A 24,919-nucleotide genomic window follows, 5' to 3' on the forward strand; every position below is an offset into this window, starting at 1 on the left:
TGGTGGCAGTCGCCGGAGCGCCGTATGAGGGATTCTCGGATTTGCCGGTCAGCCCCGCTCGCGCTGGTCCGCCGGGTCGTTCACCAGGCTGGCCGGTGACACCGGCTCCGGCGCGGGCAGACCCTGCGGGGTGTTGCCGCCGGTGGCCTGCGCCTCCGCCACGCGTACCTCGTTGTGGATCTCCTGGGCCGCGATGGCCGCGGCCTGGGCGGCCTCCGCGGCCTCCCGCTCGACCTCGCCGGCACTCTTGGCGGCCTCCGGCGACGGCTGGTCGCCGACCATGTTCGCCAGTCCGCCCAGCGCGCCACCCATGCCCTCCAGGGCCTTGGTCAGCTCGGTCGGGACGATCCAGACCTTGTTGGCGGTGCCGTTGGCGATCTGCGGCAGCGCCTGGAGGTACTGGTACGCAAGCACCTTCTGGCTCGGGTTGGCGGTGTGGATCGCGTCGAAGACGGTACGGATCGCCTTGGCCTGGCCCTCCGCCTGCAGGATCCGGGCCTGCCGGTCACCGTCGGCGCGCAGCACCGCGGCCTGCTTCTCACCCTCGGCGGTGAGGATCTGCGACTGCTTGTGCCCCTCGGCGTTGAGGATCGCGGCACGGCGGTCCCGCTCGGCGCGCATCTGCTTCTCCATCGAGTCGCGGATGCTCGGCGGCGGCTCGATCGCCTTGATCTCGACCCGGGTCACCTTGATGCCCCAGCGGCCGGTGGTCTCGTCCAGCACGCCGGACAGGTGCCGGTTGATCTCCTCGCGGCTGGTCAGCGCGCGCTCCAGGTCCAGCGAGCCGATCACGTTACGCAGCGTGGTGACGGTGAGCTGCTCGATGGCCTGGAGGAAGTTGGAGATCTCGTAGGTGGCGCGAACCGAGTCGACCACCTTGAAGTAGAGGACCGTGTCGATCGAGACGACCAGGTTGTCGGAGGTGATCACCGGCTGCGGCGGGAAGCTGACCACCTGCTCGCGCATGTCGACCTTGGTGCGCACCGCGTCGACGAACGGCACCAGCAGGTTGAGGCCCGGGTTCAGCGTGCGCTTGTACCGGCCCAGCCGCTCCACCACGTCCTGACGCTGCTGCGGCACGATCCGTACCGCCTTGAACAGCGTCACCACACCGATCAACGCCACCGCGATCATCAGGATCGCCAGAAACTCCATACCGTTCACCTTTTCGCTTCGGGCAGCTCGCCCGGGGTGGAAATGTCGTCCTGCCATACCAGGGCGGTAGCGCCCCGGACCTTGATCACCTGCACCCGCTCACCCTCGGCGTACGTGCGCGTCGCGTCGTACGAGCGGGCCGTCCACAGCTCACCATCGATCTTGACCATGCCCCGGTCGGCGTCGACCGGCTCCAGGACCACAGCGGTGGCCCCTTCCAGCGCCTCGACCCCGAACGGCTGCTCCCCGGTCTCCAGCGCCGGCCGGGCGTGCCGCCGGACCACCGGACGGACCACCGCCACCGAAAGCGCCGACACCACCGCGAAGATCACCGCCTGGAGCGCCACCGGCGCACCGAGCGCCGCGGCGCCGGCGGCGGCGAACGCCCCGACCCCGAACATGATCAGGAAGAGCGTCGTCGTGAAGATCTCGGCGACCGCTAATACCACACCCAGAACGATCCAGAAGACGGCGTCCACGAGACCAATCCTGACACGTCAACGCACGTGTCATCGAACTGTCATGATCGCTAGGCTCGGCACGGCGTACCGCGCCGCCGGCCGACGAGGAGGACGACATGCCCCTGCTGCCCGAGACCGCGCGTCAGGTGGACCTGCTGGTCGCCCGGGCCCAGGCCGAGGGGCGGGGTCCCTCGCTCGCCCTCGGCGTGGTCCGCGACGGCCGGCTGGCGCACCTGGCGGTCGCCGGTGAGACGCCCCGCCCGGACGGCGACCTGCAGTACCGGGTCGGCTCGATCACCAAGACCATGACCGCGGTGCTGGTGATGCAGCAGCGCGACGCCGGGCGGCTGGCGCTCGACGACCCGCTCGACGCCCACCTGCCCGGCACCCCGGTCGGCGCGGTGACCGTGCGCCAACTGCTCGGCCACGTCGGCGGCCTGCAACGCGAGCCGGACGGCGACTGGTGGGAACGCGCCGAGGGCATGGACCTGGACACGCTGCTGGCCGGGCTGACACCGGGCAAGATCGCCTATCCGCCGCACTTCGTCTACCACTACTCGAACCTGGCGTACGGGCTGCTCGGCGCCGTCCTGGAACGGATCACCGGCACGCCGTGGGCGGAGCTGCTGACCGAGCGGCTGCTGACGCCGCTGGGCATGCGCCGCACCACGTACCACCCGGCCGAGCCGTACGCCCACGGCTACGTCGTCCACCCCTGGCACGAGACGCTGCGGGAGGAGCCGCGTACCGACACCGGGGCGATGGCCCCGGCCGGACAGCTCTGGTCGACTGTCGAGGACCTGGGCCGCTGGGCGGCGTTCCTGGCCGACCCGGACCCGGCGCTGCTCTCCCCCGCCACGCTCACCGAGATGTGCGCCCCCGTGGTCATCAACGACCTGGACGCGTGGACCGGCGGGCACGGCCTCGGCATCGAGCTCTACCGGGTCGGCGACCGGGTGTACGTCGGGCACGGCGGCTCCATGCCCGGGTACGTCGCCGGCCTCGCCGTGCACCGGCCGACACGCACCGCCGTGGTCAACTTCGCCAACGCGTACGGGCTGCGCGGCCACCACATCGGCGCGCTCGGCCGTGAGGCGCTCACGCTGGTGCTGGACGCCGAACCGGCCGCGCCCGCGCCCTGGCGCCCGGCCGACCCGCCCGCCGCCGACGTGGCCGCGCTGACCGGCCGCTGGTGGTGGATGGGCGGCGAATACGAGTTCCGCGTCGACGCCGCCGGTGACCTGGTCGGCGGTCAGGTGGGCAGGCCGCTGCTCCGCTTCACGCCGGAGAGCCCGGACCGGTGGCGGGGCCGCTCCGGCTCCCAGGACGGCGAGATCCTGACGGTGATCCGCGACGGTTCCGGCACCCCGGTAGCCCTGGACATAGCCACCTTCCTCCTGACCCGCACCCCCGACGAACTCCCCTGAGGGTCCCGCCCCCGCCCCCGCCGATCTTGCACTTGTGGCCCCTATTTCGCCCCGCTATGCCCGATCCGCGGGGACCACAACTCCATGATCGACGCACACCCGCACCACTCACCCCGGTGATCAAGGAGTTTGTGTCGGCGTTGATCTCCGATACGCCCACAAACTCCTTGGTCAACTACGCGAGGGGCGCCCGAGACCGGGGGATGGGGGACGGGGACGAGGGGTTCGGGGCGGACGGGGTCGGCGCACGGCGGGGCCGGGGGCGACCGTGACCGGCGCAGGGATCAAGCCTGACCGCCCGGAGCCGGGCACGGTCGCCCCCGGCCCCAACCGCAACCACTCCAGGCCGCAAGCCGAGCAGCCCTAACCGCAACCGGTCACCCAGGCTCGGTGACGAAGTCGATCAGGCGCTCCATCGCGTTGATCAACGGCGTCTCCACGTCGGCGAAGCTGTCCACCCGGGACAGGATGTGCCGCCACATGTCCGCCGGCTCACCCACCCCGAGCGCCGCGCAGACGCCCTCCTTCCAGGGCTGCCCCGGAGGAACCACGGGCCACGCCGCGATGCCGAGCGCCGCCGGGCGTACCGCCTGCCACACGTCGACGTACGGGTGCCCGGTCACCAGCACGTGCGGCGAGTTCACCCGGGCCACGATGCGGCTCTCCTTCGAGCCGGGTACGAGGTGGTCGACGAGCACACCGAGCCGGCGACCCGGGCCGGGCGCGAACGCGCGTACCTCGTCGGCGAGCGCGTCGATGCCGTCCAGCGGTTCCACCACCACGCCCTCGATGCGCAGGTCGTCGCCCCAGATCCGCTCGACCAGCGCGGCGTCGTGCACGCCCTCGACCCAGATCCGGCTGGCCTTGGCGACCTGCGCCCGTACGCCGTCCACAGCGATCGACCCGGACGCGGTACGGCGGCGCGCGGCGGGCACCGGTGCGCGGGCCGGGCGTCGCAGCGTGACCGGCCTGCCGTCGAGCAGGAACGCGGCGGGCAGCAGCGGGAAGTTGCGCCGCCGTCCGTGCCGGTCCTCCAGCACGACCGCGCCGGAGTCGAAGCCGACCACGGCGCCGCAGAACCCGGAGTCGGCGTCCTCGACCACCAGGTCGGGTTCGGCGTCGACCTCGGGGGTGACCTTCCGTCGTCGCCAGTCACCGGCCAGCACGTCCCCGTCGTATCGCCCCGCCATGCCGCTGACGCTAACCAGCGCCCCGGCGTGTCGCTCGCCGACGCGCCGACCGGGCCGTCATCCGTCGGCACGAAACGGTGCGAAGGGGGTAGTTGGGGCCAGGTCGCGCCGCCGGAGCGGCAGCCGAGACAGCAGCGGCGCGGAGCACGTACCCTTTCCGCATGTCCTCCCCCGCAACGGGCGCGGCCACGCTGGCTCCGCGCCGGTCGAGCCGGTTCGTCGCCTGGGTGCGTGCCTGGCGAGCCGGTCTGGTGCCCTTCGACGAGGTGGCCGACGCCGTCGCCGGCGACGAGGAGCACCTCGTCGCCGACGCCCCCGGCACCTGGACCGACGTGTCGCTGCGGGAGGCGCTGCCCAGCCTCGCCAAGCATTCACCAGACGACATCCGCCTGGTGCTGCCCGCGCCCGGTGACCCGCGCGGCCTGCCCGGTCCGGGCGCGTTCGCCGGGGCGGCGCTGGTGGCGGGCGAGGCGGTGGTGGCGAGCGGGATGGGGCTGGTGCCCGAGGTCCGTACGCACACGTCCGGCTCGGGGATGACCTGGGAGACGGTGCTCTGGCGGGTGCATCCGCTACCGGCGGACGCGCCGAAGGCGTCCCTCACCACGCCCGGCGCGGCGGAGGCGGAGGCGGAACTCGCCGCCGTGCTGGCCGAGACCACCGCCACGCTGACCCGGCTGGACGTCGCACAGTGGCGGCCCGAACTCGCCGGGGCGCTCGCCGCGCTGCGCCGGCCGGACGGCGCCACCGACCTGCCGCCCGGCTTCGACCCGCGCGCCCGCCGCCTGTTCGCCCGCGCCGCCGTACTGGATCGGGTGCTCGCGCTGGCCGGGGAGAGCGCGCCCGGCGGCGCGGTGAACACCTACGAGGCGCAGCAGCGGGACGCGGCCCTGCGGCCGCTCACCACCGCGTGCCGGCAGGCCCTGGTGGCCGCCTGCAACGCGCCGCTGCGACTCTAGGGTCTGGTGTGAAAGTCGCTGGCCACGGGCCGCGGGCTGTGTTCCCATGCCGCAGTGAGGAGCGAGAACGTGTCCGGCGCGGACGTACCCCCGACTGTCCGACAGCGGTCTGATCGCGACCTCAGTGATTGTGTGCGGGTGCTGGCAGAGGTTCATGAGCGCGACGGTTATCCGGTGAACTGGCCCGATTTCCCGGCCGCATGGCTCACGCCGCCATCGCTCATCGCCTCCTGGGTGGCGGAACTGGGTGGCCGCATGGTCGGTCATATCGGCTTGTCCCGAAGCGACGCGGGAGACGCGGCACCTGGGCTGTGGGGCGCTCGGGCAGGTGTGAGTATCGACGCGACTGCCGTGGTCAACCGGTTGTTCGTCGCTCCGTCGGCCCGCGGCCACGGGATCGGTGCGCTGCTGATGGCGCAGGCTGTCGAAGAAGCACAGCATCGCGGTTTGCATCCCGTGCTCGACGTGGTGGCTTCTGACACTGCGGCGGCGGCTCTGTACGAGAGGCTCGGCTGGCAGCTGCTGGCCACAGTCGAACAGCGGTGGAGCCCGGAGCAGAAGGTCGCCGTCCGGTGTTATGCGGCGGCAACCTGAGGGTAGTGCCCCTGGTCACAGCCGTTCGTTGAGGACCGGCACGGCCGCCTCGTAGCGTACGGCACGCTTGTCGTATCTCGTGGCGACCGCACGATGGCGCTTGAGCCGGTTGACGCCGCATTCGACCGCATGCCGCTCGCGGTAGTCGGTCTTGTCGAACTTCGGTGGCCGCCCGCCGCCTGGCCCTCGCGGCACCGGAACCGGACGGACGCCGCGGCTCAGACCTCGTCGATCAGGTCGGCCACCGAGTCGACGATCCGCGACGGACGGTACGGGTACCGCTCGGCCTCGGTCCGGCTGCTGATGCCGGTGAGCACCAGGATCGTCTCCAGTCCGGCCTCCAGGCCGCACAGGATGTCGGTGTCCATCCGGTCGCCGATCATCGCGGTCGACTCGGAGTGCGCGTCGATGGTGTTCAGCGCCGAGCGCATCATCATCGGGTTGGGCTTGCCGACGAAGTACGGGTCGACACCTGTCGCCTTCGAGATCATCGCCGCCACCGAGCCGGCCGCCGGCAGCGCGCCCTCCATCGACGGGCCGGTGGCGTCGGGGTTGGTGCAGATGAACCGGGCGCCGTCGTTGATCAGCCGGATCGCCTTGGTTATCGCCTCGAAGCTGTAGGTGCGCGTCTCCCCCAGCACCACGTAGTCCGGGGCGAAGTCACTGAGGACGTACCCCACCGCGTGCAGCGCCGTGGTCAGGCCGGCCTCACCGATGACGTACGCGGTGCCGCCCGGCCGCTGGTCGGCCAGGAACTGGGCGGTGGCCAGCGCCGAGGACCAGATCGCCTCCTCCGGCACGTCCAGCCCCATCCGGGCCAGCCGCGCCTGGAGGTCGCGGGGCGTGTAGATGGAGTTGTTCGTCAGCACCAGGAACGGCTTGCCGGAGGTACGCAGCTTCTTGACGAACTCCGGGGCGCCGGGCACCGGCTGCCCCTCGTGCACCAGCACGCCGTCCATGTCGGTGAGCCAGCTCTGCACCGGCTTGCGGTCAAGCATCGTGTCGTCCCCAGGGGTGTCGTCGGGTCGGGCTCAGGGCCGGCGGGCCGGGGGTACGCAGCACAGCGCCGGGCAGGTGTCCCAGGCCGGCAGCTCGCCGAGTCGGCGGCGCAGCCGCTCGCCGTCCGGGGCGGTGCGTTCCAGAACCAGCTCGCGGACCATCGCCACGAACCGGGGGTCGACCCCCGGGGTGCCGGCGCGGACGAAGTCCAGGCCGAGCTGCTTGGCCGTCTCCAGCGCCTCGGTGTCCAGGTCCCACACCACCTCCAGGTGGTCGGAGACGAAACCGATGGGGCTGACCACCACGCTCGTCACGCCCTGCTCGGGCAGCGTCGCCAGGTGGTCGTTGACGTCCGGCTCCAGCCACGGCACCTGCGGCGGCCCGGACCGGCTCTGCCAGACCAGGTCGTACTCCAGGTCGGGCGCGGCCGCGGCGTGCACCAGCCGGGCGACCTCCTCGAGCTGCGCGGTGTAGCGGCCGCCGTGCGGGCCGGCGGTGGCCGCCGCGGACATCGGGACGGAGTGCGCGGTGAAGACCAGCCGGGTGGTGTCCCGCTTCGCCGGGTCGAGCTGGGCCAGCGCGGCGCGGACCGCGTCGGCGTGCGGCTCGATGAAGCCGGGGTGGTCCCAGAACTGGCGCAGCTTCTCGATCAGCGGGGCGTCCGGGCCGACCGCGGCACGGGCCGAGGCGATGTCCTCCTGGTACTGCCGGCAGGAGGAGTAGCCGCCGTACGCGCTGGTGACGAACGCCAGCGCCCGGGTGATCCCGTCGTCGCGCATCCGGGCGACGGTGTCGGCGAGCATCGGATCCCAGTTGCGGTTGCCCCAGTAGACCGGCAGGTCGACGCCGTTGGCGGCGAAGTCCTCGCGGATCGCCGCGAGCAGGTCACGGCACTGCTGGTTGATCGGCGACACCCCGCCGAAGTGCAGGTAGTGCTCGGCGACCTCGGCCAGCCGCTCGGGCGGCACCCCCCGCCCCCGGGTCACGTTCTGCAGGAACGGGAGAACGTCCTCGGGCCGCTCCGGGCCGCCGAAGGAGACCAGCACCAACGCGTCGTACGCCATGGGGCCATTCTTCCTCGCCCGCCGTCACGGCGTGGCGACGCCCCCTGGTCGGTGTGGTGACCACCCGGGCCGCAGCGTGTCAAGAAGGGCCCCTTCCGCTGCACGAGGCGTTAAGAAGGGGCCCTTCCTTACATTTCAGGCGCCGATGGCGTGGTAGCCGCCGTCGACGTGGACGATCTCGCCGGTGGTGGCCGGGAACCAGTCGGACAGCAGCGCCAGGCAGGCCCGCGCGGCGGGCTCCTGGTCGGTCAGGCTCCAGCCCAGCGGGGCCCGCTCGGTCCAGGCGTCCTCGAACTGGTCGAAGCCGGGGATGGACTTGGCCGCGATGGTGCGCAGCGGGCCGGCCGCGACCAGGTTGCTGCGGATGCCCTGCTTGCCCAGGTGCAGCGCCAGGTAGCGGGAGGCGGACTCCAGCCCGGCCTTGGCCACGCCCATCCAGTCGTAGACCGGCCACGCCTTGGTGGCGTCGAACGTGAGGCCCACCACGGCGCCGCCGGCGGACATCAGCGGCAGCGCGGCCATGGCGAGGGACTTGTACGAGTAGGTGGAGACCTGGAGCGCGGTGGCCACGTCCGCCCAGGGGGCGTCGAGGAATCCGCCGCCGAGGCAGCTCTGCGGGGCGAACCCGATCGAGTGCACGACGCCGTCCAGGCCGTCGACGTGCTCGCGCACCTTGTCGGCGAGCCCGGCCAGGTGCTCCTCGTTCGTGACGTCCAGTTCGATCACGGGTGCCGGCTCGGGCAGCCGCTTGGCGATCCGCTCCACCAGGGAGAGCCGGCCGTAGCCGGTGAGCACGACCTGGGCGCCGTTCTCCTGGGCGAGCTTCGCCACCGAGAAGGCGATCGACGCGTCGGTGATGACGCCGGTGACAAGCAGCCGCTTACCGGCGAGAAGTCCGGACATTGCGTGTCTCCTCCGTGCTCTGCTCAGTGACCCATGCCGAGGCCGCCGTCGACCGGGATGACGGCGCCGGTGACGTATCCGGCCGCGTCCGAGGCGAGCCAGGTGACGACACCGGCGACCTCGTCCGGGGTGGCCATCCGGCCGGCCGGGATCGACTTGCGGATCTCCGCCTTGCGCTCCTCGGGCAGGCCGGCGGTCATGTCGGTGTCGATGAAGCCGGGCGCCACCACGTTCGCGGTGATGTTGCGGGCGCCCAGCTCGCGGGTGATCGAGCGGGCCACGCCGACCAGGCCGGCCTTGCTGGCCGCGTAGTTGACCTGGCCCGCACCGCCGGAGAGACCGACCACCGAGGAAATGAAGATCATCCGCCCCCAGCGGCCGCGGAGCATCTTCGTCGAGGCCCGCTTGGCGACCCGGAACGAGCCGGTCAGGTTGGTGTCGAGGACGCGGGCGAACTGCTCCTCGGACATCCGCATGATCAGCGTGTCGTCGGTGATGCCGGCGTTGGCGACGAGCACCTCCACCGGGCCGAGTTCGGCCTCGATCGTGGTGAACGCGGCGTCGACCGACTCGGCGTCGGTCACGTCACACCGCACGCCGAACAGGCCGTCCGGAGCCTCGCCGCTGCGATAGGTGACGGCCACCCGGTCGCCCTGCTTGGCGAACGCCTGCGCGATGGCCAGGCCGATCCCCCGGTTCCCGCCGGTCACCAGCACGGTTCGGGCCACGGATCCCCCTCTGCTCCAGTGATCTCTCGGTCGGTCGGAGCCTAGGGGTTACCGACAGGTAAGCGCTAACCCGCGCAGGTCACTCCCCGGTATGACGAGGCATCTGGCCCCGTGGTGGGACGACGTCGGCATCGCCGGTCCGTACGCTGCTCCTGGTGGAGAAGCACCCGGCCCGAGTCGCCTGGCAGGGCCTGCGCCGCGCCGTGTGGGACGCGGACGCCCCGCCTTCCCGGCCGTCGTCGCCGCGCTGGCCGGCCCTTGCGCCGTACCTCGGTCCGATCGGTCTGCTCGCCGTGGTCGGGCTCTTCGCCGCCACCCTCGCCAGCGAGAACGAGCGCGGTCTTCCCGCACCGGTCACCATCGGCTTCGCGGCGCTGACCGTGGCGCCGCTGCTCGCCCTGCCCCGACGCCCGCTGCTGTCCTGGCGGCTCACCGTCGTCGCGCTCTGCGTCTGCACCTTCAACGCCCCGGCCGGCGCGCCTTGGCCGTGGAACCCGGTGCTGGTGCTCGGCTCGCTGCTGGTGCTGGCCGTGGTGGCCGCGCGCGTCGACCGGCCGGTGCTGCTCTGGGTGGGTCTGATCACCTCGGTGCCGGTGCTCGCGCAGGTCGACCGGGACAACCGCATCGGCATCCTCGCCCTGCTGCTGACCCTGCTGGTCCTCGGCGACCTGGTTCGCGGCAACCGGACCTCGCGCCGGGCCCTGGCCACGCAGACCGCGCTCAGCGAGCGGGAAACCGAGCGCCGGGCGGTGCTGGAGGAGCGCACCCGGATCGCCCGGGAGATGCACGACGTGGTCGCCCACCACATGTCGATGATCGCGGTGCAGGCCGAGACCGCGCCCTACCGGCTCGCCGACGTACGGGAGCCGGCCCGGCAGGAATTCGTCGCGATCGCCGGCGCCGCCCGCGAAGCACTGACCGACATGCGCCGGCTGCTCGGCGTGCTGCGTAACGATTTCACCGGCCCGGAGACCGCGCCGAAGCCCGGGCTCGCCGACCTCGGCACCATGGTCGACGGAGCGCGCCGCGCCGGCCTCCCGGTCCGGCTGGAGGCGGATCCGCCGCGCGCCGCGGTTCCGGCCCCGGTCGGGCTGGCCGCGTATCGGATCGTGCAGGAGGGACTGGCGAACGCCGCCCGGCACGCACCCGGCGGCGAGGTCTGGGTCACGGTCCGCGCGGACGGCGACGCCCTCGCGGTACGGGTCGTCAACACCGCCGGCTCGGCGCCTCCTCCGACCGGCGAGCGGGGCAGCGGGCACGGCGTCGTCGGGATGCGGGAACGGGCCCGGGCGCTCGGCGGCACCTTCACCGCCGGGCCACTCGACGACGGCGGGTACGCCGTCGACGCGCGGCTGCCGTACGACGAGGAGAGTGGGGACGCATGATCCGGGTGCTGATCGCCGACGACCAGGCGATGGTCCGGCAGGGCTTCGGGGCGCTGCTGTCCGCCCAGCCGGACCTGCTCGTGGTCGGCGACGCCGCCGACGGTGCGGCGGCCGTGACCGAGGCTCGCCGACTCGACCCGGACGTGGTGCTCATGGACGTGCGGATGCCCGTGCTCGACGGCCTCGCCGCCACCCGGCAACTGCTCGGCGGCGCCCGCGCCGACCGGCCCCGAGTGCTCATCCTGACCACCTTCGACCTCGACGACTACGTCTACGAGGCGCTGCGTGCGGGCGCGAGCGGATTCCTGCTCAAGGACGCCCCGGCCGCGGACCTGGTGCACGGGGTCCGGGTGGTGGCGGCCGGCGATGCGCTCCTCGCCCCGGCGGTGACCCGCCGCCTCATCGCCGACTTCGCGTCCCGCCCCGACCGTCGCGGGCCGCGCCCCACCGACCTGGCCGGGCTGACCCCCCGGGAGGTGGACGTGCTCCGCCTGATCGCCCGGGGCCGGTCGAACGCGGAGATCGCCGCCGACCTGGTCGTCGCCGAGCAGACCGTCAAGACGCACGTCGGGCGGATCCTGGCCAAGCTTCGGCTGCGTGACCGGGCACAGGCCGTCGTCGTCGCGTACGAGACCGGGTTGGTGGCCGCCGGCGAGTAGCACCTGGGTGGGACGCCGGAAGCGGCTCCGTGGAGTGACGACCGCTCGGTGGCCGACGCCGCACTCTCCTCCTCAGACCACGTCGAGGGGAGACATCGATGAGCTGGAAACGACCCGGCCGGCTGGCGGTGACCACGCTGCTCGGCCTCGGGCTGCTGGTGCCGGACCAGCCCGTGGCGACCGCCGCGCCGGGGTACGTCGAGGCGTACCCGGTCTCGGCGGCACGGATGCGCGAGGCCGGACCGCCGTACGCCGGATGGGTCGCCGACGGACGACGGTTCCTGTCCTTCGACCCGGGCGGCGGTCTTGCCGTCGAGGTGCTCGGCGACCTGGCCACCGCCGAGCGGATCGTGGTGCTGGTGCCCGGGGCGGGCACCCGGCTCTCCGACTTCGACAGAGGACTGGGCGGCGTGGCCCGGCGGGCGCCGAGCCGGCAGGGTCGCGCGCTGTACCAGGAGTTGCGGGCCGCCGCGCCCACAGCCCGGATCGCCGTGCTGGTCTGGCTCGGCTACCTGCCGCCCGACGGGGTGGTCGCGGCCGCCGGTACGGCGCCCGCACGACGTGGCGCCGTCGCTCTCGCGGCTCAGCTACGGATGCTGGCCGACCGCCGGCCGGACGCCCGGGTGACCCTGGTCGGGCACAGCTACGGCGCCGTGCTGGCCGGGCTCGCCGCCCGCAAGGCGCCGTCGAACGTCACCGACGTGGTGGCGCTCGGCGGGGTGGGACTCGGCGCGGACCGGGCCACCGCCCTGAGCGGGGTCCGAGTGTGGGCGGCGGAGGCGCCGGGCGACTGGATCCACCGAGTGCCGGCGGTGCGCCTGCCCGGGCTGGGGCACGGCGTGCGGCCCGGTGACCCGGCGTTCGGCGCCCGGCCGCTGCCCACCGACGGTGTCGCGGGGCACGACGACTATCTCGTCGAGGCGAGCAGCACGGTACGGGCGGTGGCGTCGGTGGTGCTCGCCGGCGATCCGGGGGTGGCCGGATGAGCCGCGATCCGGTCGTCGACGCGCTGCGCGGCTTCGCCATCGGCGGGGTCGTGGTGGGACACTGGCTGGTCACCGCGCTCGTGGTCGCGCCGGACGGCACGCTCGGCACGGCGAGCCCGCTGGCCACGATGCCCGCCCTGGCACCGGCCACCTGGGTGTTGCAGACCCTCGGCCTGTTCTTCTTCACCGCGGGCTTCGCGGCCGCGCGGGCCTCGGGGCGGCACGGACCGGCCCACCGGTTCGCCCGGCTGCTGCTCCCGGCCCTGGCCCTGCTCGGGGTGGGCGCCGGCCTGCTGCTCACCGCGATCGTGCTGGGCATCCCGGACGCCACCCTCTCGGTGGCGCTCACGCTCGCGATCAGCCCGCTGTGGTTCCTGCTGCCGCTGCTGGCGTTCCACGGCCTGGCCGGTCCGCTGCGCTCCGCCGTACGCCGATGGGGTCCGCTGCGCTGCGCCGGGGCAGCGGTGGCCGTGGTGGCCGCCCTGGATCTCGCAGGCGACGCGCTGCCCGGCCGGCTGCCGGTGGCGGTGCTGGCGGCCTGGTCGGTGCCGTGGATGCTCGGCATGGCCCACGCCGACGGCCGGCTGGCCGGCCGACGTGCCGGAGCGGCGCTGGCGGTCACCGGCGCGGCAGGGCTCGCCGCGTTGATCGAGGCCGGCTACCCGGTGAGCGCGGTGGGGGTGCCCGGCGCGGCGATGTCCAACCTGCACCCGCCGTCGCTGTTCGCCGTCGCCCTGGCGGTGGCGCAGATCGGGGTGGCGTTGCTGGTCCGCCCGGCGCTGGCCCGGCTGCTGGACCGGCCCGGACCGGCCCGTGCGGTGCGTACGGTCAACCAGCGGGCGGTCCGGATCTACCTGTGGCACCAGCCGATCCTGGTCGGGGTGACCGCTCTGCTCGCCCACGTGGCGCTCCTGCCCGGCCTGCACACCGCGCCGGCCGGACCCGGCTGGGTGGTGGCACGCGTCTGCTGGCTGCCATTGCTCGCTCTGGTGCTGGCGGTGGCGACCGGGCTCCGGTCCGGCCCGGACGCGCGGCCCGAGCGCGCGGCACCCGCGCACCGGTGTACGATGATCGCGTCTGCGGGCCGGTCTGCGCCCGCATCCGGGCCCCGCCGACTTCAGGAGGTGATCGCTGTGCGAGATAGCGATCCTCCCAGTCGTGGCCGGGCCCATCGTCAGCCCCGCTGAGCCACGGCTCGGTCGACGCGGCTGACCCGCTTCCCGCCCTCCGCACCGCATCCGCTTCCCGGCGAGCACGCCGGGGTGTGGCCTGCCGCGCGGCGGAGCACCCGGTCACGACTTCGTGCGCGTACGCCCCGCCCCCCACGGCCCGCACCGGGCCGACCGTCGCCACGGAGCACACCCATGAGCCGTTACGTCGCCCCGCTGGGCTTCACCCTCGCCGCCGTCTGGGTGGCCGTCCTGTTCGTGCTGGCCGGCGGCGGTCACTGACCACCGCCGGCCGGTTCCGGCTCACACGAGCCGGGACGTCCAGAGCAGACTCAGCCCGCCCGCGCACAGCGCCAGCAGCAGCGCGATCCCCGCGTACCACTGGGTGATCTCGCGCGGCTCGGTCCGGTAGCCGATCGAGCTGCCCATGTCCTGGTAGACCTGCTTCAGTTCGCTGGCCGACGCGGCCTCGTAGAAGAAGCCCTGCGTGGTCTCCGCGAGCTGGGACAGCGCGGTGCGGTCCACCGGCACCCGCTGGAGCTGCCCGCCGATGTCGACCTGCCCGGAGTCGGTGCCGAACGCGATGGTGGACACCGGCACGTTCGCCGCCTGCGCCGCCGCGGCGGCCTCCTCGACCGAGCGGCCCGACGTGCGGTAGCCGTCGGACAGCAGCACGATCCGGGCCGGCGGGATACCGGCGGCGCCGTCGGCCGGCACCGAACGGATCGCCTCCAGGCAGGTGAACACCGCCTCGCCGGTGGCTGTCGCCTCGGCCAGCACCAGCCCGTCGATCGCGGTGGTGACAGCCGCCCGGTCCTTCGTCGGCGGCACCAGCACGTTCGCCGACTTGGCGAACGAGACGAGCCCCAGGTTGTAGCTCTCCGGCAGCTCGCCGACGAACTGCTTGGCCGCCTCCTGGGCCGCCTCCAGGCGGTTCGGCGACACGTCGTCGGCCTGCATCGACAACGACACGTCGATGGCGAGCATCACGGTGGCCCGCTCCAGCGGCTCGCGGGTGTCGATCGCCGGGCGGGCCAGCCCGGTCGCCAGCACCAGCAGGCAGAGCAGGAACGCGGTCGCCGCGACGTGCCGCCGCCAGCCCAGTCCCTTGGGCGCGACGGTACGCAACAGGTCGACGTTTGTGAACCGCAGCGCGTACTGCCGGCGGTGCAGTTGCCGCCAGACGTACGCGGCGGCGAGGGCGAGCACCGGCAGCACGGCGAGCAGCCACCACGGTTGCAGAAAACGGATCATCGAGTCGTCCCTCGGGTGCGGGCGTGCCGCTGCGCGGCGACGAAACGCACCATGTCCAGCAGCCAGTCTCGGTCGGTACGCAGGCGCAGGTGGGCCGCGCCCGCGGCGCGCAGCTCGGCGGCGATCGCACCGCGCTGGGCGGCCGCCGCCTCGGCGTACCGGCGGCGCAGGCCCGGGTCGGCGGTCTGCACCTCGTGCAGTTCCCCGCTCTCCGGGTCGACCACCGGCAGCACCCCCACGTCGGGCAGTTCCAGTTCCCGCGGATCGACCACCTCGACGGCCAGCACGTCGTGGCGGACCCGCAGCTTACGCAGCGGCCGGCCCCACTGCTGCGGCGGCGCGAGGAAGTCGGAGATCACCACCGCGACGCCGCGCCGCCGGGGCGGCCGGTTGAGCAGTTCGACGAGCGCGCCCAGGTCGCTGCGGCCGGGCCGGATCTCGGCGCCCGCCACCGCCCGCAGCAGCCCCTGGGCCTCCTTGCGGCCGGAACGGGCGGGCAGCCGCAGCATCGTCCCCGGCCCGCCGGCCCCGCCGGTGCCGACGACCGCGCCGATCCGGTTGCCGCCCCGCACGGTCAGGTGGGCCAGCGCGGCGACCGCGGCGACCGCCACGTCCCGCTTGAGCCACCGCCCGGTGCCGAAGTCCAGGCTGGCCGACATGTCGACGGCCAGCCACGTCTCCAGTTCGCGGTCGGCCACCGTACGCCGGACGTGCGGCATGGTGGTGCGGGCAGTGACCGGCCAGTCCATCCGGCGCACGTCGTCGCCGGGCCGGTACTCCCGGGACTCCCCCGCCTCGCTGCCCGGTCCGGGCAGCAGCCCGGCGTAGTCGCCCTGGAGCAGCCCGTCCAGCTTGCGGGTGACCATGAGCTGGAGCCGGGCCAGCACGGCCCCCGAGCGGTCGCCGGCGGCGCTCAGCGGGGTGGGCGAGCTCACGGCCGCTGCCCGGGCCATCCGTTGTGCGGGACGGACGGTGGCGGCGGTGTGGCCTGCTGGCGGGGCGCGACGGCGGGCAGCGGGATGGTCGACATCACCCGGTGCACGATGTGGTCGGCCGGTACGTCGTCGGCGAGCGCGTCGTAGCTGAGCACCAGCCGGTGACGCAGGATGTCCGGCGCGATGTCCTGCACGTCCTGCGGCAACGCGTAGTCCCGGCCGCGCAGCAGCGCCAGCGCGCGGGTGGCCCGGACCAGGCCGAGCGAGGCGCGCGGGCTGGCGCCGTACTGGATGAGCTGGGCCACGTCGGGCATGCCGTGCTCGGCCGGCGCCCGGGTGGCGAGCACCAGCCGGACCGCGTAGTCGACGAGCGCGTTGTGCACGAACACCTGGTCGGCCTTGTGCTGAAGGGCGACCAGGTCCGGGGTGTCGAACACCCGGGCCGGCTCGGGCGGTGCGACGCCCATCCGGTAGACGATCTCGCGCTCCTCGGCGTCCGTCGGGTAGCCCACGACGATCTTCATGAGGAACCGGTCCCGCTGCGCCTCCGGCAGCGGGTAGACGCCCTCCTGCTCGATCGGGTTCTGGGTGGCCATGACCAGGAACGGGTCGGGCACCCGGTGGCTCTCGCCGCCGATGGAGACCTGCCGCTCGCTCATCACCTCCAGCAGCGCCGACTGCACCTTGGCGGGCGCGCGGTTGATCTCGTCGGCGAGCAGGAAGTTGACGAAGACCGGGCCCAGCTCGACGTCGAACTTCTCGCTGGACTGCCGGTAGATCCGGGTGCCCATGATGTCGGCGGGCACCAGGTCGGGGGTGAACTGGACCCGGGCGAACGAGCCGCCGACGACCCGCGCCAGGGTCTCCACGGCGAGCGTCTTGGCCACGCCCGGCACGCCCTCCAGCAGGCAGTGCCCACGGGCCAGCAGCGCGACGAACATCCGCTCGACCATCCGGTCCTGGCCGACGATCACCCGCTTGGTCTCGAACAGCGCCCGCTCCAGCAGCGTGGCGTCCTGGGCCGGGGTGGTGCCCGCCGGGGGCGGCGCGTCCGGCGCCGCCTCGGTCGGGTTCGGCACGTCGGGTGTGGTCGGCTGGGCCACCGGTCCTCCACAGCAGGGTCGTCGTCGCGGCGTGGTGCGTATCAAGACTGTCATGCCTCGCTGAGAGCCGAGGGTGGGAGAGGCACGATTTTCGCCGCGCCGTCCGGCCACGCCGTCCCGGCGCGCGGGAAACGCTGAACACGGGTGGACAACAAGGGGTCCGCCGTGTGTACGATTCACCCCGTCGCCGGGCGGCTCCCCCCGTGGCCGCCCGGCGCTAAAGCTTCCGGCGTGCGGCCTCTAGACTCGCCCCGGTGACGACTCCCACCACCCCGGACGAGACGCTGATCTGCTCGGCGCGGGGGTGTCGCGCACCCGCCGCCTTCCAGCTCCGCTGGCACAATCCCCGCCTGCACGCGCCGGACCGGCGCAAGACCTGGCTGGCCTGCCCGGAGCACCGCGGCTCCCTCGGTGACTTCCTCGAGGCACGCGGCTTCCTCCGCGAGGTGGTCCCGCTTCCCTGATCGCCTACGCTCGAAGCGTGAGCGAGCAGACGACCCGAGTCCGTACCGGCGGCGAGCACGGCAGGTCTCCCCGATGAGCGGTGACGGCCCCGCCGGCCTCCCGCCCGCCTCGCGCAGCGCGCTGGAGCCCTGGCCGGACACGGTCCACTGGCAGCCGATCTCCCGCGACCTGATCTGGGTGGAGCTGATCCGGCTCGGCATCGGGCTGGCCGTGGCGCTCGTGGTGCTCGGCGTGGCCTGGGCGCTGTCCGGGCACTGGCTGCTCGGCGCCGCCGTCGGCGTGGCGCTGCTGATGGGCGTCTGGCGGTCCGTCACCATCGTGCGCGCGGTCCGCGCCTGGGGGTACGCCGAGCGCGACGACGATCTGCTCGTGCGCCACGGTCTGCTGGTGCGGCGGCTGTCCATCGTGCCGTACTCGCGGATGCAGTTCGTCGATGTGAGCGCCGGTCCGTTGGAGCGCGCGTTCGACCTCGCCACCGTGCAATTGCATACGGCCGCCGCGGCGAGCGACGCGCGCGTGCCCGGCCTGCGCCCGGCCGAGGCGTCCCGGCTGCGCGACCGGCTGACCGCGCTGGGCGAGGACCGGGCGGAGGGCCTGTGAGCGAGCGGAGCGACTCCGGCGCCCCGCCGCCCCACGACGACCGGCCCGAGCCCACGCCCGGCCCGCCCGCGCCGGGTTACGGCCCGCCCGCCGCGCCGCCCGTCCCCGGACCACCATCCGGATACGGGCCTCCGCCCGGAGACGGGACGCCGACCGCCTACGGGCCACCTCCCGGGTACGCACCGCCGCCCGGCTACGGTCCGCCCGGCTCGGCGGCACCCGGGTACGGCCCCCCGCCCGGACCCGACGCGGCGCCCGGGCCGTGGCCCGCGCCGCTGCCGCCGTACCCGGGACCGTGGGGTCCGGCGGCCGGACCGCCCGGCGGTGAGGAGCCCCGGCAGCGGCTGCATCCGCTCAGCCCGGCGCTGCACGGCGCGAAGTCGCTGGTCGTGGTGATCGCCGGGCTCTCCTGGTCGACGCTGTCGCGGGTCGGGTTCGGCTGGTTCGCGGTGCTGGTCACCGTCTTCGTGCTCGGCGCCACCGTGCTGTCGGTGGTGAGCTGGTGGAACACCGGCTACCACCTGGTGGGCCGCGAGCTGCGGGTCTACGAGGGCCTGCTGTGGCGGCGTACCCGGGCCATCCCGCTGGAGCGGCTGCAGGCGGTGGAGGTGGTCCGGCCGCTGCTGGCCCAGCTCACCGGCCTGGCCGAGCTGCGGCTGGAGGTGGTCGGCGGGGGCAAGACCGAGGCACCGCTGGCCTACCTCAGCGTGGCCGAGGCCACCGCGCTGCGGCAGCGGCTGCTCGCGGTCGCCGGTCGCTCCGCCCCGGCACCGGTGCCGGCAGCCGAGCCCGGCGCGCCGGTCGGGGCGCCCGTGCCAGAGGGTCGCCGGCTGCACGCCGTCCGCAACCAGGATCTGCTGGTCAGCCAGCTGCTCACGCCGCAGGCGTTCCTGCTGCCGCTGGGTCTGGTGTTCGTCGGTGCCCAGTTCCTCTCCGAGGGCTCGTGGTCGTTCATCGCCGTGGCGAGCACGCTCACCGCGATGGCCGGTGTGGTGCTGCAACCGATCCGCCGGGTGCTCGACGACTGGAGCTTCCGCCTCGACCGGGACGACGGCACGCTGCGCGTGCACAACGGGCTGCTGGAGACGCGGATGCAGACCGTGCCGCTGCACCGGGTGCAGACGGTACGGGCGACCTGGCCGCTGCTGTGGCGGATGAAGGGGTGGCTGCGGCTGCGGCTGGAGGTGGCCGGCTACTCGGCCGGTGAGCCGGACGACCGCAACCGCCCGGACCGGCTGCTGCCGGTCGGCGACGCGGGCACCGGCGCGATGGTCGTGGCGGAGGTGCTGCCCGGCGTACGGCTGGACGCGCTGCCCGCCACGCCGCCCCCGTCGCGGGCCCGGTGGCTGCGGCCGCTGAGCCGCAAGGTGGTCGGCGCCGGTCTCGACGAGCGGGTCTTCGTGGCCCGCTCCGGGTTGCTGACCCGCCGGTTGACGCTGGTGCCGTACGCCCGGATCCAGAGCGTGCGGGTCACGCGGGGTCCGGTGCAGCGGCTGCTGCGGCTGGCCACCGTGCACGCGGACACCGCCGGTGGGGCCGGGGCGACGGCCGTCGACCGGGATCTGGCCGACGCGTGGGAGCTGGCCGCGGAGCTGACCGAGCGGTCGCGCGCCGCCCGCCGTACCGACAGCGGCCGCTGACCCCGGCGGGCCGCGACGCCACGACGGCGGTGGGCAAACGACGGCGGCGCGGCTACGACCCGGCCGCCCGAGACGGCCGGTGGCGCGGGCCTACCGGCGCTCGGCGGGCACCGCGTCCCGGTCGTCGGCGGCGCGGTCCGGGAGGTCGGCGGCGGCGTCGCCGTCGGCGGACGGCTCGCCTGCGGCGACGGCGGGCTCACCGGCCCGCCGGGCCTGCCGCGCCGCCCACCAGCGCTCGGCCAGGCCGACCACCAGGAACGTCATGCCCACGTACGCCCAGCCGACCAGCACGTCGATCAGGTAGTGCTCGCCGCTGTACATCAGCGTGAACGTCATGGCCAGCGGATACGCCAGCATCAGCGGCCACCAGCGCTTACGCACCGACCGCATGAAGAACAGCACCACGAACAGCGCGAACGCGGTGTGCAGCGACGGCATCGCGGCCACCGGGTTGGAGGCGATCTGCCCGGCGTTGAGCAGGTTGCCCGCGCCGTGCATGCCGATCTCCTTCCACCCCCGGGTGGAGATCCGCGCGACCTCGGTGAGCAGGCCGTTCTGCGCCGCCCACCACGGCGGCGCGGCCGGGTAGGCGAAGTAGGTGACCAGGCCGGCCGCGCACAGGAAGCCCCAGCGGGACATGTACGCGATCCAGCGCCGCCGGTTGCGCATCCACAGCACCGCGGCGGCGGCGAACGTCGCCACGAAGTGCGAGAAGTAGATCCAGCTCACCAGCACGTCCCACCAGCGCACCTCGGACGCGTCGTACAGGCGCTCCTGGAGCCAGATCGTCGGCACCTCACCGCCGGTGAGCCAGCCGGTGAGGAACCGGTCGGCGACGATCAGCTCCATCGCGTGCGGGGTGGCGCCGTTGTCGGCGAACCCGCGGGACAGGTTGTACGCGGCCAGCAGCAGCACCACCGGGATCCAGTCCCGGGCGAACCGCAGGTGGCTGCGCCACGGGCGGGCCGAGTTCCACGCGATCGTGCCGGCCCAGATCCACAGGAACGCGTACGCCGGGTCGGTGGGCAGGCCGATGGCGAGCCAGGCGACGACGAAGGCGACGCCCCAGATGGTCATCGCGATCACACGGCGGCGCCCACCGTCGGGCGATTCGGTGGTCGCGTCGGGGGCGGGGGTCGGAGATTGTGTCAGCTCGGCCATCGCGGACAAGGTTAACGGCGGGCGACCGGCGGGCATGCGGGCGGGCGGTGACGACCGGACCGGTGGCGGCTCGGACGCCGGACGGCCGCGGGCCGGCTGCACTAGGCTCGGCCGCATGCAGGAGCAGCCGGAGTCGCCCTTCACGCCGGGCCTGACCGCCCGGGTCGAGCTCACAGTGACCGACGCCGACACCGCGCAGGCGGTCGGCTCGGGGGACGTGCCGGTGCTCGGCACACCCCGGGTGCTGGCGCTGGCCGAGGCGGCGACGGTGGCCGCCACCGCGACCCGGATGCCGTCCGGGTCGACCACCGTCGGCGTCCGGGTGGAGCTGGAGCACCGCGCGGCCACGCCGGTCGGTCGTACCGTGGCCGCCCACGCCGAGCTGGTGAAGGTCGACGGGAAGCGGCTCGTCTTCGACGTGACAGTCACCGACGGGCCCACCGTGGCGGCGCAGGGCCGGGTCGAGCGGGTGCTCGTCGACCGGCAGCGCTTCGTCGAGCGGGCCGTGCGCCAGTCATGACCGCCGGGTTCTCCGAGGTCGCCGCCGGGGTGCACGTGCTGCGCGAGCCGACGCTCGCGGTGAACGTGGTGCTGGTGGTGGGTGACGGCGCGGCGCTGCTCGTCGACACGCTCTCCACCGCCGGGCAGGCCCGGGAGCTGGCGGAGGCGGCGCGGGCGGTGACGCCGTACCCGTGGACGATCGTGAACACGCACCACCACTTCGACCACTGCTTCGGCAACGCCACGCTGGCCGGGCCGGACACCGCGATCTACGCGCAGGCCCAGGCTGCGGCGGCGCTGCGGGACCGGTCCGACGCGGTGCGCCGCGCCGCGTACGAGGAGATGCGTGCCGGGCACCCGGCGCTGGCCGAGGAACTGGCGCACACCGAGCTGCGGGCGCCGACGCACGAGGTGCACGAGGAGACGGTGCTCGACGTCGGCGGCCGGCGCGTGGTGCTGCGCCATCCCGGGCACGGGCACACCGACGCCGACCTGGTGGTGCACGTGCCCGACGCGGACGTGCTGGTCGCGGGCGACCTGGTGGAGCAGAGCGGACCGCCGGCGTTCGAGGAGTCGTACCCCCTGAAGTGGCCGGACGCGCTGGCCGACCTGCTGCGGCTGACCACGCCCACGACGGTGGTGGTGCCCGGCCACGGCGAGCCGGTCGGCGCGGACTTCGTCCGCGAGCAGCACGCGCAGCTCGCGCGGCAGGCGTGGCTGATCCGCGCCGGGCACACCGGCAGCGCCCCGCCGGAGCGGGTGGCGGCCGAGTCGCCGTTCGGCGCCCGGCCGGGTCTGATCGCTGCCCGCCGCGGCTACGCGGAACTGGACGGCACGGCCTGACCTGCGGCCTGCTTCAGCCGGCGTCGGCCAGGATCTCCCGGAGGCGGTTGCGGCACTCGGCGACGAACGCCGGGAACGTGTGCCAGTAGTAGGAGACGCCACTGGCCGCCACCCCGAGCGCCCAGGCGCGGGCCCGCGCCCAGGTCACGTCGTCCACGCCGAGCGCCTCCCGGTAGGCGTGCCGGGCCTGCGGCGGAAGGTCCCAGATCGGCGCGTGTTCGGCGTCGGGGTGCCCGACGGTGAGGCCGCCGAAGTCGATGACCGCCCGCAGCCGGCCGTCGTGCACCAGCAGGTTTGTGGGTTTGAGGTCCCCGTGCAGCCAGACGTGCGGGGCGGCGGGTTCGGGCAGGGTGAGGGCGTCCCGCCAGAGCCCGACCAGGGTGTCGACGTCCGTCTCGTCGCCGATCAGGGTCCGGCAGTCGTCGAGCGCCGCGGAGATCCAGGTGTCGCAGGGCCGGAGGCTGCCGCCGCGGTAGCCGCTGAGCGGGCCCGCGCGGGTCGCGCCGAGCAGGTCGGTCGCGTGCAGGCGCCGGACGAACACGGCCAGGTCGGCGCCGAGGGCGGCCCAGTCCTCGACCGTGCCGGACCGGACCTCGTCGCCCGGTATCCATCGCTGCACCGACCACGGCAGCGGGAAGGCGTCGGCCGGGACGCCGGCGTACACCGGTTCCGGCACCCGGTACGGCAGCAGCGGTGCGAGCCGGGGCAGCCACCGCTGTTCCTTGCGCAGGGCGCCGGCCTTCTCGGCGGTGCGCGGCAGGCGGACGAGCAGGTCGGCGCCGAGCCGGTACATCGTGTTGTCGGTCCCGGCGCCGGCCGGGGTCAGCGGCAGCGCGGCCCACTCGGGGCGCTGGTCGGTCAGCAGCGCCCGGACGACCTGCTCGTCCACGGGTATCTCGTCCTGGTGCAGGGCCATCCGGTGATCATGCGGGGCGGGCCGGCACCGCGGCCACCGGGTTTCCGGAGGCCGGCCCGGGGCGGGCGTGTCCCCGCAGGGCGCCGAGCAGTGCGTCCAGGTGCGGGGCGGCGGCCAGGATCGCCGCCCGTGCCGGCGGCTCCAGCTCGGCCAGCGCCTCGTCGAGCAGCGCGGCGCGGTTGGTCTCGTAGTCGGCCATCCGGGCCCGGGCGGCCTCGGTCACGCGCAGCCGCAGCACGCGGCGGTCGCCGGGGTCGCGGTCACGGGCCAGCAGCCCGGCGTCGGTGAGGTCGCGGACCAGCGTGCTCACCGTGTTGGGCGCGGTGCAGAGGCGCCGGGCCACCTCCTTGCCGCTGATCCCGGGCGTCTCCCGGACCAGCAGCAGCAACTCCACCTGCGCCTCGGGCAGCGGGTCGCGTCCGACCCGCGCCCCGGTCCGGCGGCGCAGGAGGCGGTGCAGCTCCCCCACGACCGCTCCGACGCGCGCGACCTGCTCGTTCGTCGCCACGGAGTCACCCGCCTCACATCGCAATAGTTCTGACTACAGATGTAAGGTACCCGGACGCACCGGATCCAGGGGGTACCCACTCGTGAGCAACGCCGCGCCGACCGCCGCGCGCCCGGCCGCCGACCGCACCACCGCGTCCACCGGCGGCGTGACGCTGCTGGTGCTGCTCGGCACGCTCACCGCGATCGGCCCGCTGTCGCTGGACATGTACCTGCCGGCGTTCCCGGCCATGACCCGCGACCTCGGCGCCGACCAGGCCGGCATCCAGCTCTCGCTGACCACCTGCCTGATCGGTCTCGCCCTGGGACAGCTCGTCACCGGTCCACTCAGCGACCGCTGGGGGCGCCGCCGTCCGGTGCTGGTCGGCGTGGTCGCGTACACCGTGCTGGCGCTGGCGTGCGCCGCGGCGCCGAACGCCCCGCTGCTCGCAGCCGCGCGGTTCGCCCAGGGCGTCGCCGGCGGCATGGGCGTGGTGGTCGCCCGCGCGGTGGTCCGCGACCTCTACTCGGGACGGGACGCTGCGAAGTACTTCTCCCGGCTCACCCTGGTCTTCGGCGTGGCACCGGTGGCGGCGCCGGGCGTGGGCAGCCTGGTACTACGGTTCGGCTCGTGGCGGGCGGTCTTCGTGGCCCTCGCCGTCATCGGGGCGGTGCTCGCCGTCGCCGTCGCGCTGCGCCTGCCGGAGACGCTGCCGCCCGAGCGCCGCAGCACCGGTGGCCTGGGGGCCACCGTCCGGACCATGCGGTCGCTGCTCGCCGACCGGGTCTACCTCGGGTACGCGCTGACGCAGGGCTTCGCGTTCGCCGGACTGTTCGCGTACATCTCCGGGTCGTCGTTCGTGTTCCAGGACGTCTTCGGCGTCTCCGCGGCCGTGTTCAGCGTGATCTTCGGCGTCAACGCGCTCGCCCTGGTGGCGGTCGGGCAGGCGAACGCCCGGCTGCTCGACCGGTTCACGCCGCGCCGGCTGCTGGTCACCACGCTGGTGGTCGGCCTGGTCACCGCGATCGGCGTGCTGAGCGGCGCGCTGGCGGGCAGCCTGGTCGTGACGGCGGTGGCGCTGTTCGCCTTCGTCGGCTCGCTCGGCATGGTGATGCCGAACAGCACCGCGCTGGCGCTGGACGCGCACGCCCGGCACGCGGGCACCGCTGCCGCGCTGATGGGCGGCATCCAGTCGGTGGTGGGCGCGCTCGCCGCGCCGCTGGTCGGGCTCGGCGGCGAGGGCAGCGCGCTGCCCATGGCGGTGGTGCTGGCCGGCGCCGCGTTCCTGTCGCTGACCGCCGTCGTGACGCTGGCCCGTCCGCGCGCCTGAGCACGGGG

Annotated in this window: 26 protein-coding genes; 13 read left to right on the forward strand and 13 right to left on the reverse strand. The window is 74.1% G+C overall.

Features of this window, described 5'->3' with window-relative positions; genetic code table 11:
* Positions 1–48 precede the first annotated feature (48 nt).
* A complete protein-coding gene (locus OC439_RS17500; protein WP_262014358.1) occupies positions 49–1,155 on the reverse strand; it encodes an SPFH domain-containing protein in 1,107 nt (368 codons plus the stop codon).
* A 5-nt stretch (positions 1,156–1,160) separates the two neighbouring features.
* On the reverse strand, positions 1,161–1,634 hold the full coding sequence (locus tag OC439_RS17505) for an NfeD family protein (protein WP_120568994.1): 474 nt from the start codon (positions 1,632–1,634) through the stop codon (positions 1,161–1,163).
* Between the two features lie 98 nt (positions 1,635–1,732).
* Between OC439_RS17505 and OC439_RS17510 the strand changes: the two genes are divergently transcribed.
* On the forward strand, positions 1,733–3,043 hold the full coding sequence (locus OC439_RS17510; RefSeq protein ID WP_262014359.1) for a serine hydrolase domain-containing protein: 1,311 nt from the start codon (positions 1,733–1,735) through the stop codon (positions 3,041–3,043).
* Positions 3,044–3,420: 377 nt separating this feature from the next.
* Here OC439_RS17510 and OC439_RS17515 read toward each other — a convergent pair whose 3' ends face one another.
* Positions 3,421–4,233 carry a DUF3097 domain-containing protein gene (locus OC439_RS17515; protein WP_262014360.1) on the reverse strand — a complete coding sequence of 271 codons (813 nt, stop codon included), beginning with the start codon at positions 4,231–4,233 and terminating at the stop codon, positions 3,421–3,423.
* A 161-nt stretch (positions 4,234–4,394) separates the two neighbouring features.
* Between OC439_RS17515 and OC439_RS17520 the strand changes: the two genes are divergently transcribed.
* A complete protein-coding gene (locus OC439_RS17520) occupies positions 4,395–5,189 on the forward strand; it encodes a hypothetical protein (RefSeq protein WP_135241109.1) in 795 nt (264 codons plus the stop codon).
* A 138-nt stretch (positions 5,190–5,327) separates the two neighbouring features.
* Positions 5,328–5,783 carry a GNAT family N-acetyltransferase gene (locus OC439_RS17525; protein WP_262014361.1) on the forward strand — a complete coding sequence of 152 codons (456 nt, stop codon included), beginning with the start codon at positions 5,328–5,330 and terminating at the stop codon, positions 5,781–5,783.
* Positions 5,784–6,001: 218 nt separating this feature from the next.
* On the opposite strand, the gene OC439_RS17535 is transcribed toward OC439_RS17525, so the two are convergent.
* The 4 genes from OC439_RS17535 to fabG form a co-directional block, all read right to left on the reverse strand.
* The gene (locus OC439_RS17535) at positions 6,002–6,781 is read right to left on the reverse strand and encodes an HAD-IIA family hydrolase (protein ID WP_262014362.1); all 780 of its coding nucleotides are present in this window, start codon (positions 6,779–6,781) and stop codon (positions 6,002–6,004) included.
* Between the two features lie 33 nt (positions 6,782–6,814).
* Positions 6,815–7,846: a ferrochelatase gene (locus OC439_RS17540; RefSeq protein WP_262014363.1), complete on the reverse strand. Its 1,032-nt coding sequence runs from the start codon at positions 7,844–7,846 to the stop codon at positions 6,815–6,817.
* A 135-nt stretch (positions 7,847–7,981) separates the two neighbouring features.
* Positions 7,982–8,749, reverse strand: a complete 768-nt coding sequence (fabI, locus tag OC439_RS17545) for an enoyl-ACP reductase FabI (protein ID WP_135241111.1) — start codon at positions 8,747–8,749, stop codon at positions 7,982–7,984.
* Between the two features lie 23 nt (positions 8,750–8,772).
* Positions 8,773–9,477 (reverse strand): beta-ketoacyl-ACP reductase, encoded by a 705-nt coding sequence (gene fabG, locus OC439_RS17550; RefSeq protein WP_135241112.1) that lies wholly within the window; start codon positions 9,475–9,477, stop codon positions 8,773–8,775.
* A gap of 155 nt (positions 9,478–9,632) precedes the next feature.
* On the opposite strand from fabG, the gene OC439_RS17555 reads away from it, so the two are divergent.
* The 4 genes from OC439_RS17555 to OC439_RS17570 all read left to right on the forward strand — a co-directional run bounded on the left by OC439_RS17555 (position 9,633) and on the right by OC439_RS17570 (position 13,694).
* Entirely contained in the window at positions 9,633–10,862 is a 1,230-nt protein-coding gene (locus tag OC439_RS17555; protein WP_262014364.1) for a sensor histidine kinase, read from the forward strand.
* The gene (locus OC439_RS17560) at positions 10,859–11,521 is read left to right on the forward strand and encodes a response regulator (RefSeq protein WP_262014365.1); all 663 of its coding nucleotides are present in this window, start codon (positions 10,859–10,861) and stop codon (positions 11,519–11,521) included. Before OC439_RS17555 ends, OC439_RS17560 begins: the two co-directional genes overlap by 4 nt.
* Positions 11,522–11,619: 98 nt before the next feature.
* On the forward strand, positions 11,620–12,507 hold the full coding sequence (locus OC439_RS17565; protein WP_262014366.1) for an alpha/beta hydrolase family protein: 888 nt from the start codon (positions 11,620–11,622) through the stop codon (positions 12,505–12,507).
* The gene (locus tag OC439_RS17570) at positions 12,504–13,694 is read left to right on the forward strand and encodes an acyltransferase (protein ID WP_262014367.1); all 1,191 of its coding nucleotides are present in this window, start codon (positions 12,504–12,506) and stop codon (positions 13,692–13,694) included. Before OC439_RS17565 ends, OC439_RS17570 begins: the two co-directional genes overlap by 4 nt.
* Positions 13,695–13,979: 285 nt before the next feature.
* Here the strand turns inward: OC439_RS17570 and OC439_RS17575 are convergent, their stop codons facing one another.
* The 3 genes from OC439_RS17575 to OC439_RS17585 are packed head-to-tail and all read right to left on the reverse strand — an operon-like array spanning position 13,980 to position 16,968.
* The gene (locus OC439_RS17575) at positions 13,980–14,930 is read right to left on the reverse strand and encodes a VWA domain-containing protein (RefSeq protein ID WP_013287373.1); all 951 of its coding nucleotides are present in this window, start codon (positions 14,928–14,930) and stop codon (positions 13,980–13,982) included.
* Positions 14,927–15,883 (reverse strand): DUF58 domain-containing protein, encoded by a 957-nt coding sequence (locus OC439_RS17580; protein ID WP_262014368.1) that lies wholly within the window; start codon positions 15,881–15,883, stop codon positions 14,927–14,929. The genes OC439_RS17575 and OC439_RS17580 overlap by 4 nt, the downstream gene beginning before the upstream one ends.
* Positions 15,862–16,968: an AAA family ATPase gene (locus tag OC439_RS17585; protein WP_262014369.1), complete on the reverse strand. Its 1,107-nt coding sequence runs from the start codon at positions 16,966–16,968 to the stop codon at positions 15,862–15,864. The genes OC439_RS17580 and OC439_RS17585 overlap by 22 nt, the downstream gene beginning before the upstream one ends.
* 254 nt (positions 16,969–17,222) lie before the next feature.
* Between OC439_RS17585 and OC439_RS17590 the strand changes: the two genes are divergently transcribed.
* The 3 genes from OC439_RS17590 to OC439_RS17600 all read left to right on the forward strand — a co-directional run bounded on the left by OC439_RS17590 (position 17,223) and on the right by OC439_RS17600 (position 19,673).
* Entirely contained in the window at positions 17,223–17,432 is a 210-nt protein-coding gene (locus tag OC439_RS17590; protein ID WP_120568985.1) for a hypothetical protein, read from the forward strand.
* Positions 17,433–17,505: 73 nt separating this feature from the next.
* Positions 17,506–18,033, forward strand: coding sequence for a PH domain-containing protein (locus tag OC439_RS17595; protein WP_194803054.1), 528 nt, complete (start codon positions 17,506–17,508; stop codon positions 18,031–18,033).
* Positions 18,034–18,308: 275 nt separating this feature from the next.
* The gene (locus OC439_RS17600) at positions 18,309–19,673 is read left to right on the forward strand and encodes a PH domain-containing protein (RefSeq protein WP_262014429.1); all 1,365 of its coding nucleotides are present in this window, start codon (positions 18,309–18,311) and stop codon (positions 19,671–19,673) included.
* A 90-nt stretch (positions 19,674–19,763) separates the two neighbouring features.
* Here the strand turns inward: OC439_RS17600 and OC439_RS17605 are convergent, their stop codons facing one another.
* Positions 19,764–20,834 carry a phosphatase PAP2 family protein gene (locus OC439_RS17605; RefSeq protein ID WP_262014370.1) on the reverse strand — a complete coding sequence of 357 codons (1,071 nt, stop codon included), beginning with the start codon at positions 20,832–20,834 and terminating at the stop codon, positions 19,764–19,766.
* Positions 20,835–20,949: 115 nt separating this feature from the next.
* Between OC439_RS17605 and OC439_RS17610 the strand changes: the two genes are divergently transcribed.
* Positions 20,950–21,354, forward strand: a complete 405-nt coding sequence (locus tag OC439_RS17610) for a thioesterase family protein (RefSeq protein WP_013287380.1) — start codon at positions 20,950–20,952, stop codon at positions 21,352–21,354.
* On the forward strand, positions 21,351–22,178 hold the full coding sequence (locus tag OC439_RS17615) for an MBL fold metallo-hydrolase (protein WP_262014371.1): 828 nt from the start codon (positions 21,351–21,353) through the stop codon (positions 22,176–22,178). Before OC439_RS17610 ends, OC439_RS17615 begins: the two co-directional genes overlap by 4 nt.
* 13 nt (positions 22,179–22,191) lie before the next feature.
* Here OC439_RS17615 and OC439_RS17620 read toward each other — a convergent pair whose 3' ends face one another.
* Positions 22,192–23,094: an aminoglycoside phosphotransferase family protein gene (locus tag OC439_RS17620; protein WP_262014372.1), complete on the reverse strand. Its 903-nt coding sequence runs from the start codon at positions 23,092–23,094 to the stop codon at positions 22,192–22,194.
* 7 nt (positions 23,095–23,101) lie between these two features.
* Positions 23,102–23,602, reverse strand: coding sequence for a MarR family winged helix-turn-helix transcriptional regulator (locus OC439_RS17625; RefSeq protein WP_262014373.1), 501 nt, complete (start codon positions 23,600–23,602; stop codon positions 23,102–23,104).
* 82 nt (positions 23,603–23,684) lie between these two features.
* On the opposite strand from OC439_RS17625, the gene OC439_RS17630 reads away from it, so the two are divergent.
* Positions 23,685–24,911 (forward strand): multidrug effflux MFS transporter, encoded by a 1,227-nt coding sequence (locus OC439_RS17630; RefSeq protein WP_262014374.1) that lies wholly within the window; start codon positions 23,685–23,687, stop codon positions 24,909–24,911.
* The last annotated feature ends 8 nt before the right edge of the window (positions 24,912–24,919 follow it).

Origin of the sequence: Micromonospora sp. Mcm103, from assembly GCF_024519755.1 — a bacterium.
Lineage (GTDB): Bacteria > Actinomycetota > Actinomycetes > Mycobacteriales > Micromonosporaceae > Micromonospora > Micromonospora aurantiaca.

Coding starts and splice junctions, on each gene's coding strand:
- OC439_RS17520 (WP_135241109.1), top strand. CDS start 4,395: ATGTCCTCCCCCGCAACGGGCGCGGCCACGCTGGCTCCGCGCCGGTCG.
- OC439_RS17565 (WP_262014366.1), top strand. CDS start 11,620: ATGAGCTGGAAACGACCCGGCCGGCTGGCGGTGACCACGCTGCTCGGC.
- OC439_RS17500 (WP_262014358.1), bottom strand. CDS start 1,155: ATGGAGTTTCTGGCGATCCTGATGATCGCGGTGGCGTTGATCGGTGTG.
- OC439_RS17510 (WP_262014359.1), top strand. CDS start 1,733: ATGCCCCTGCTGCCCGAGACCGCGCGTCAGGTGGACCTGCTGGTCGCC.
- OC439_RS17615 (WP_262014371.1), top strand. CDS start 21,351: ATGACCGCCGGGTTCTCCGAGGTCGCCGCCGGGGTGCACGTGCTGCGC.
- OC439_RS17535 (WP_262014362.1), bottom strand. CDS start 6,781: ATGCTTGACCGCAAGCCGGTGCAGAGCTGGCTCACCGACATGGACGGC.
- OC439_RS17515 (WP_262014360.1), bottom strand. CDS start 4,233: ATGGCGGGGCGATACGACGGGGACGTGCTGGCCGGTGACTGGCGACGA.
- OC439_RS17610 (WP_013287380.1), top strand. CDS start 20,950: ATGCAGGAGCAGCCGGAGTCGCCCTTCACGCCGGGCCTGACCGCCCGG.
- OC439_RS17580 (WP_262014368.1), bottom strand. CDS start 15,883: ATGGCCCGGGCAGCGGCCGTGAGCTCGCCCACCCCGCTGAGCGCCGCC.
- fabI (WP_135241111.1), bottom strand. CDS start 8,749: ATGTCCGGACTTCTCGCCGGTAAGCGGCTGCTTGTCACCGGCGTCATC.
- OC439_RS17605 (WP_262014370.1), bottom strand. CDS start 20,834: ATGGCCGAGCTGACACAATCTCCGACCCCCGCCCCCGACGCGACCACC.
- OC439_RS17560 (WP_262014365.1), top strand. CDS start 10,859: ATGATCCGGGTGCTGATCGCCGACGACCAGGCGATGGTCCGGCAGGGC.
- OC439_RS17575 (WP_013287373.1), bottom strand. CDS start 14,930: ATGATCCGTTTTCTGCAACCGTGGTGGCTGCTCGCCGTGCTGCCGGTG.
- OC439_RS17595 (WP_194803054.1), top strand. CDS start 17,506: ATGAGCGGTGACGGCCCCGCCGGCCTCCCGCCCGCCTCGCGCAGCGCG.
- OC439_RS17570 (WP_262014367.1), top strand. CDS start 12,504: ATGAGCCGCGATCCGGTCGTCGACGCGCTGCGCGGCTTCGCCATCGGC.
- OC439_RS17540 (WP_262014363.1), bottom strand. CDS start 7,846: ATGGCGTACGACGCGTTGGTGCTGGTCTCCTTCGGCGGCCCGGAGCGG.
- OC439_RS17620 (WP_262014372.1), bottom strand. CDS start 23,094: ATGGCCCTGCACCAGGACGAGATACCCGTGGACGAGCAGGTCGTCCGG.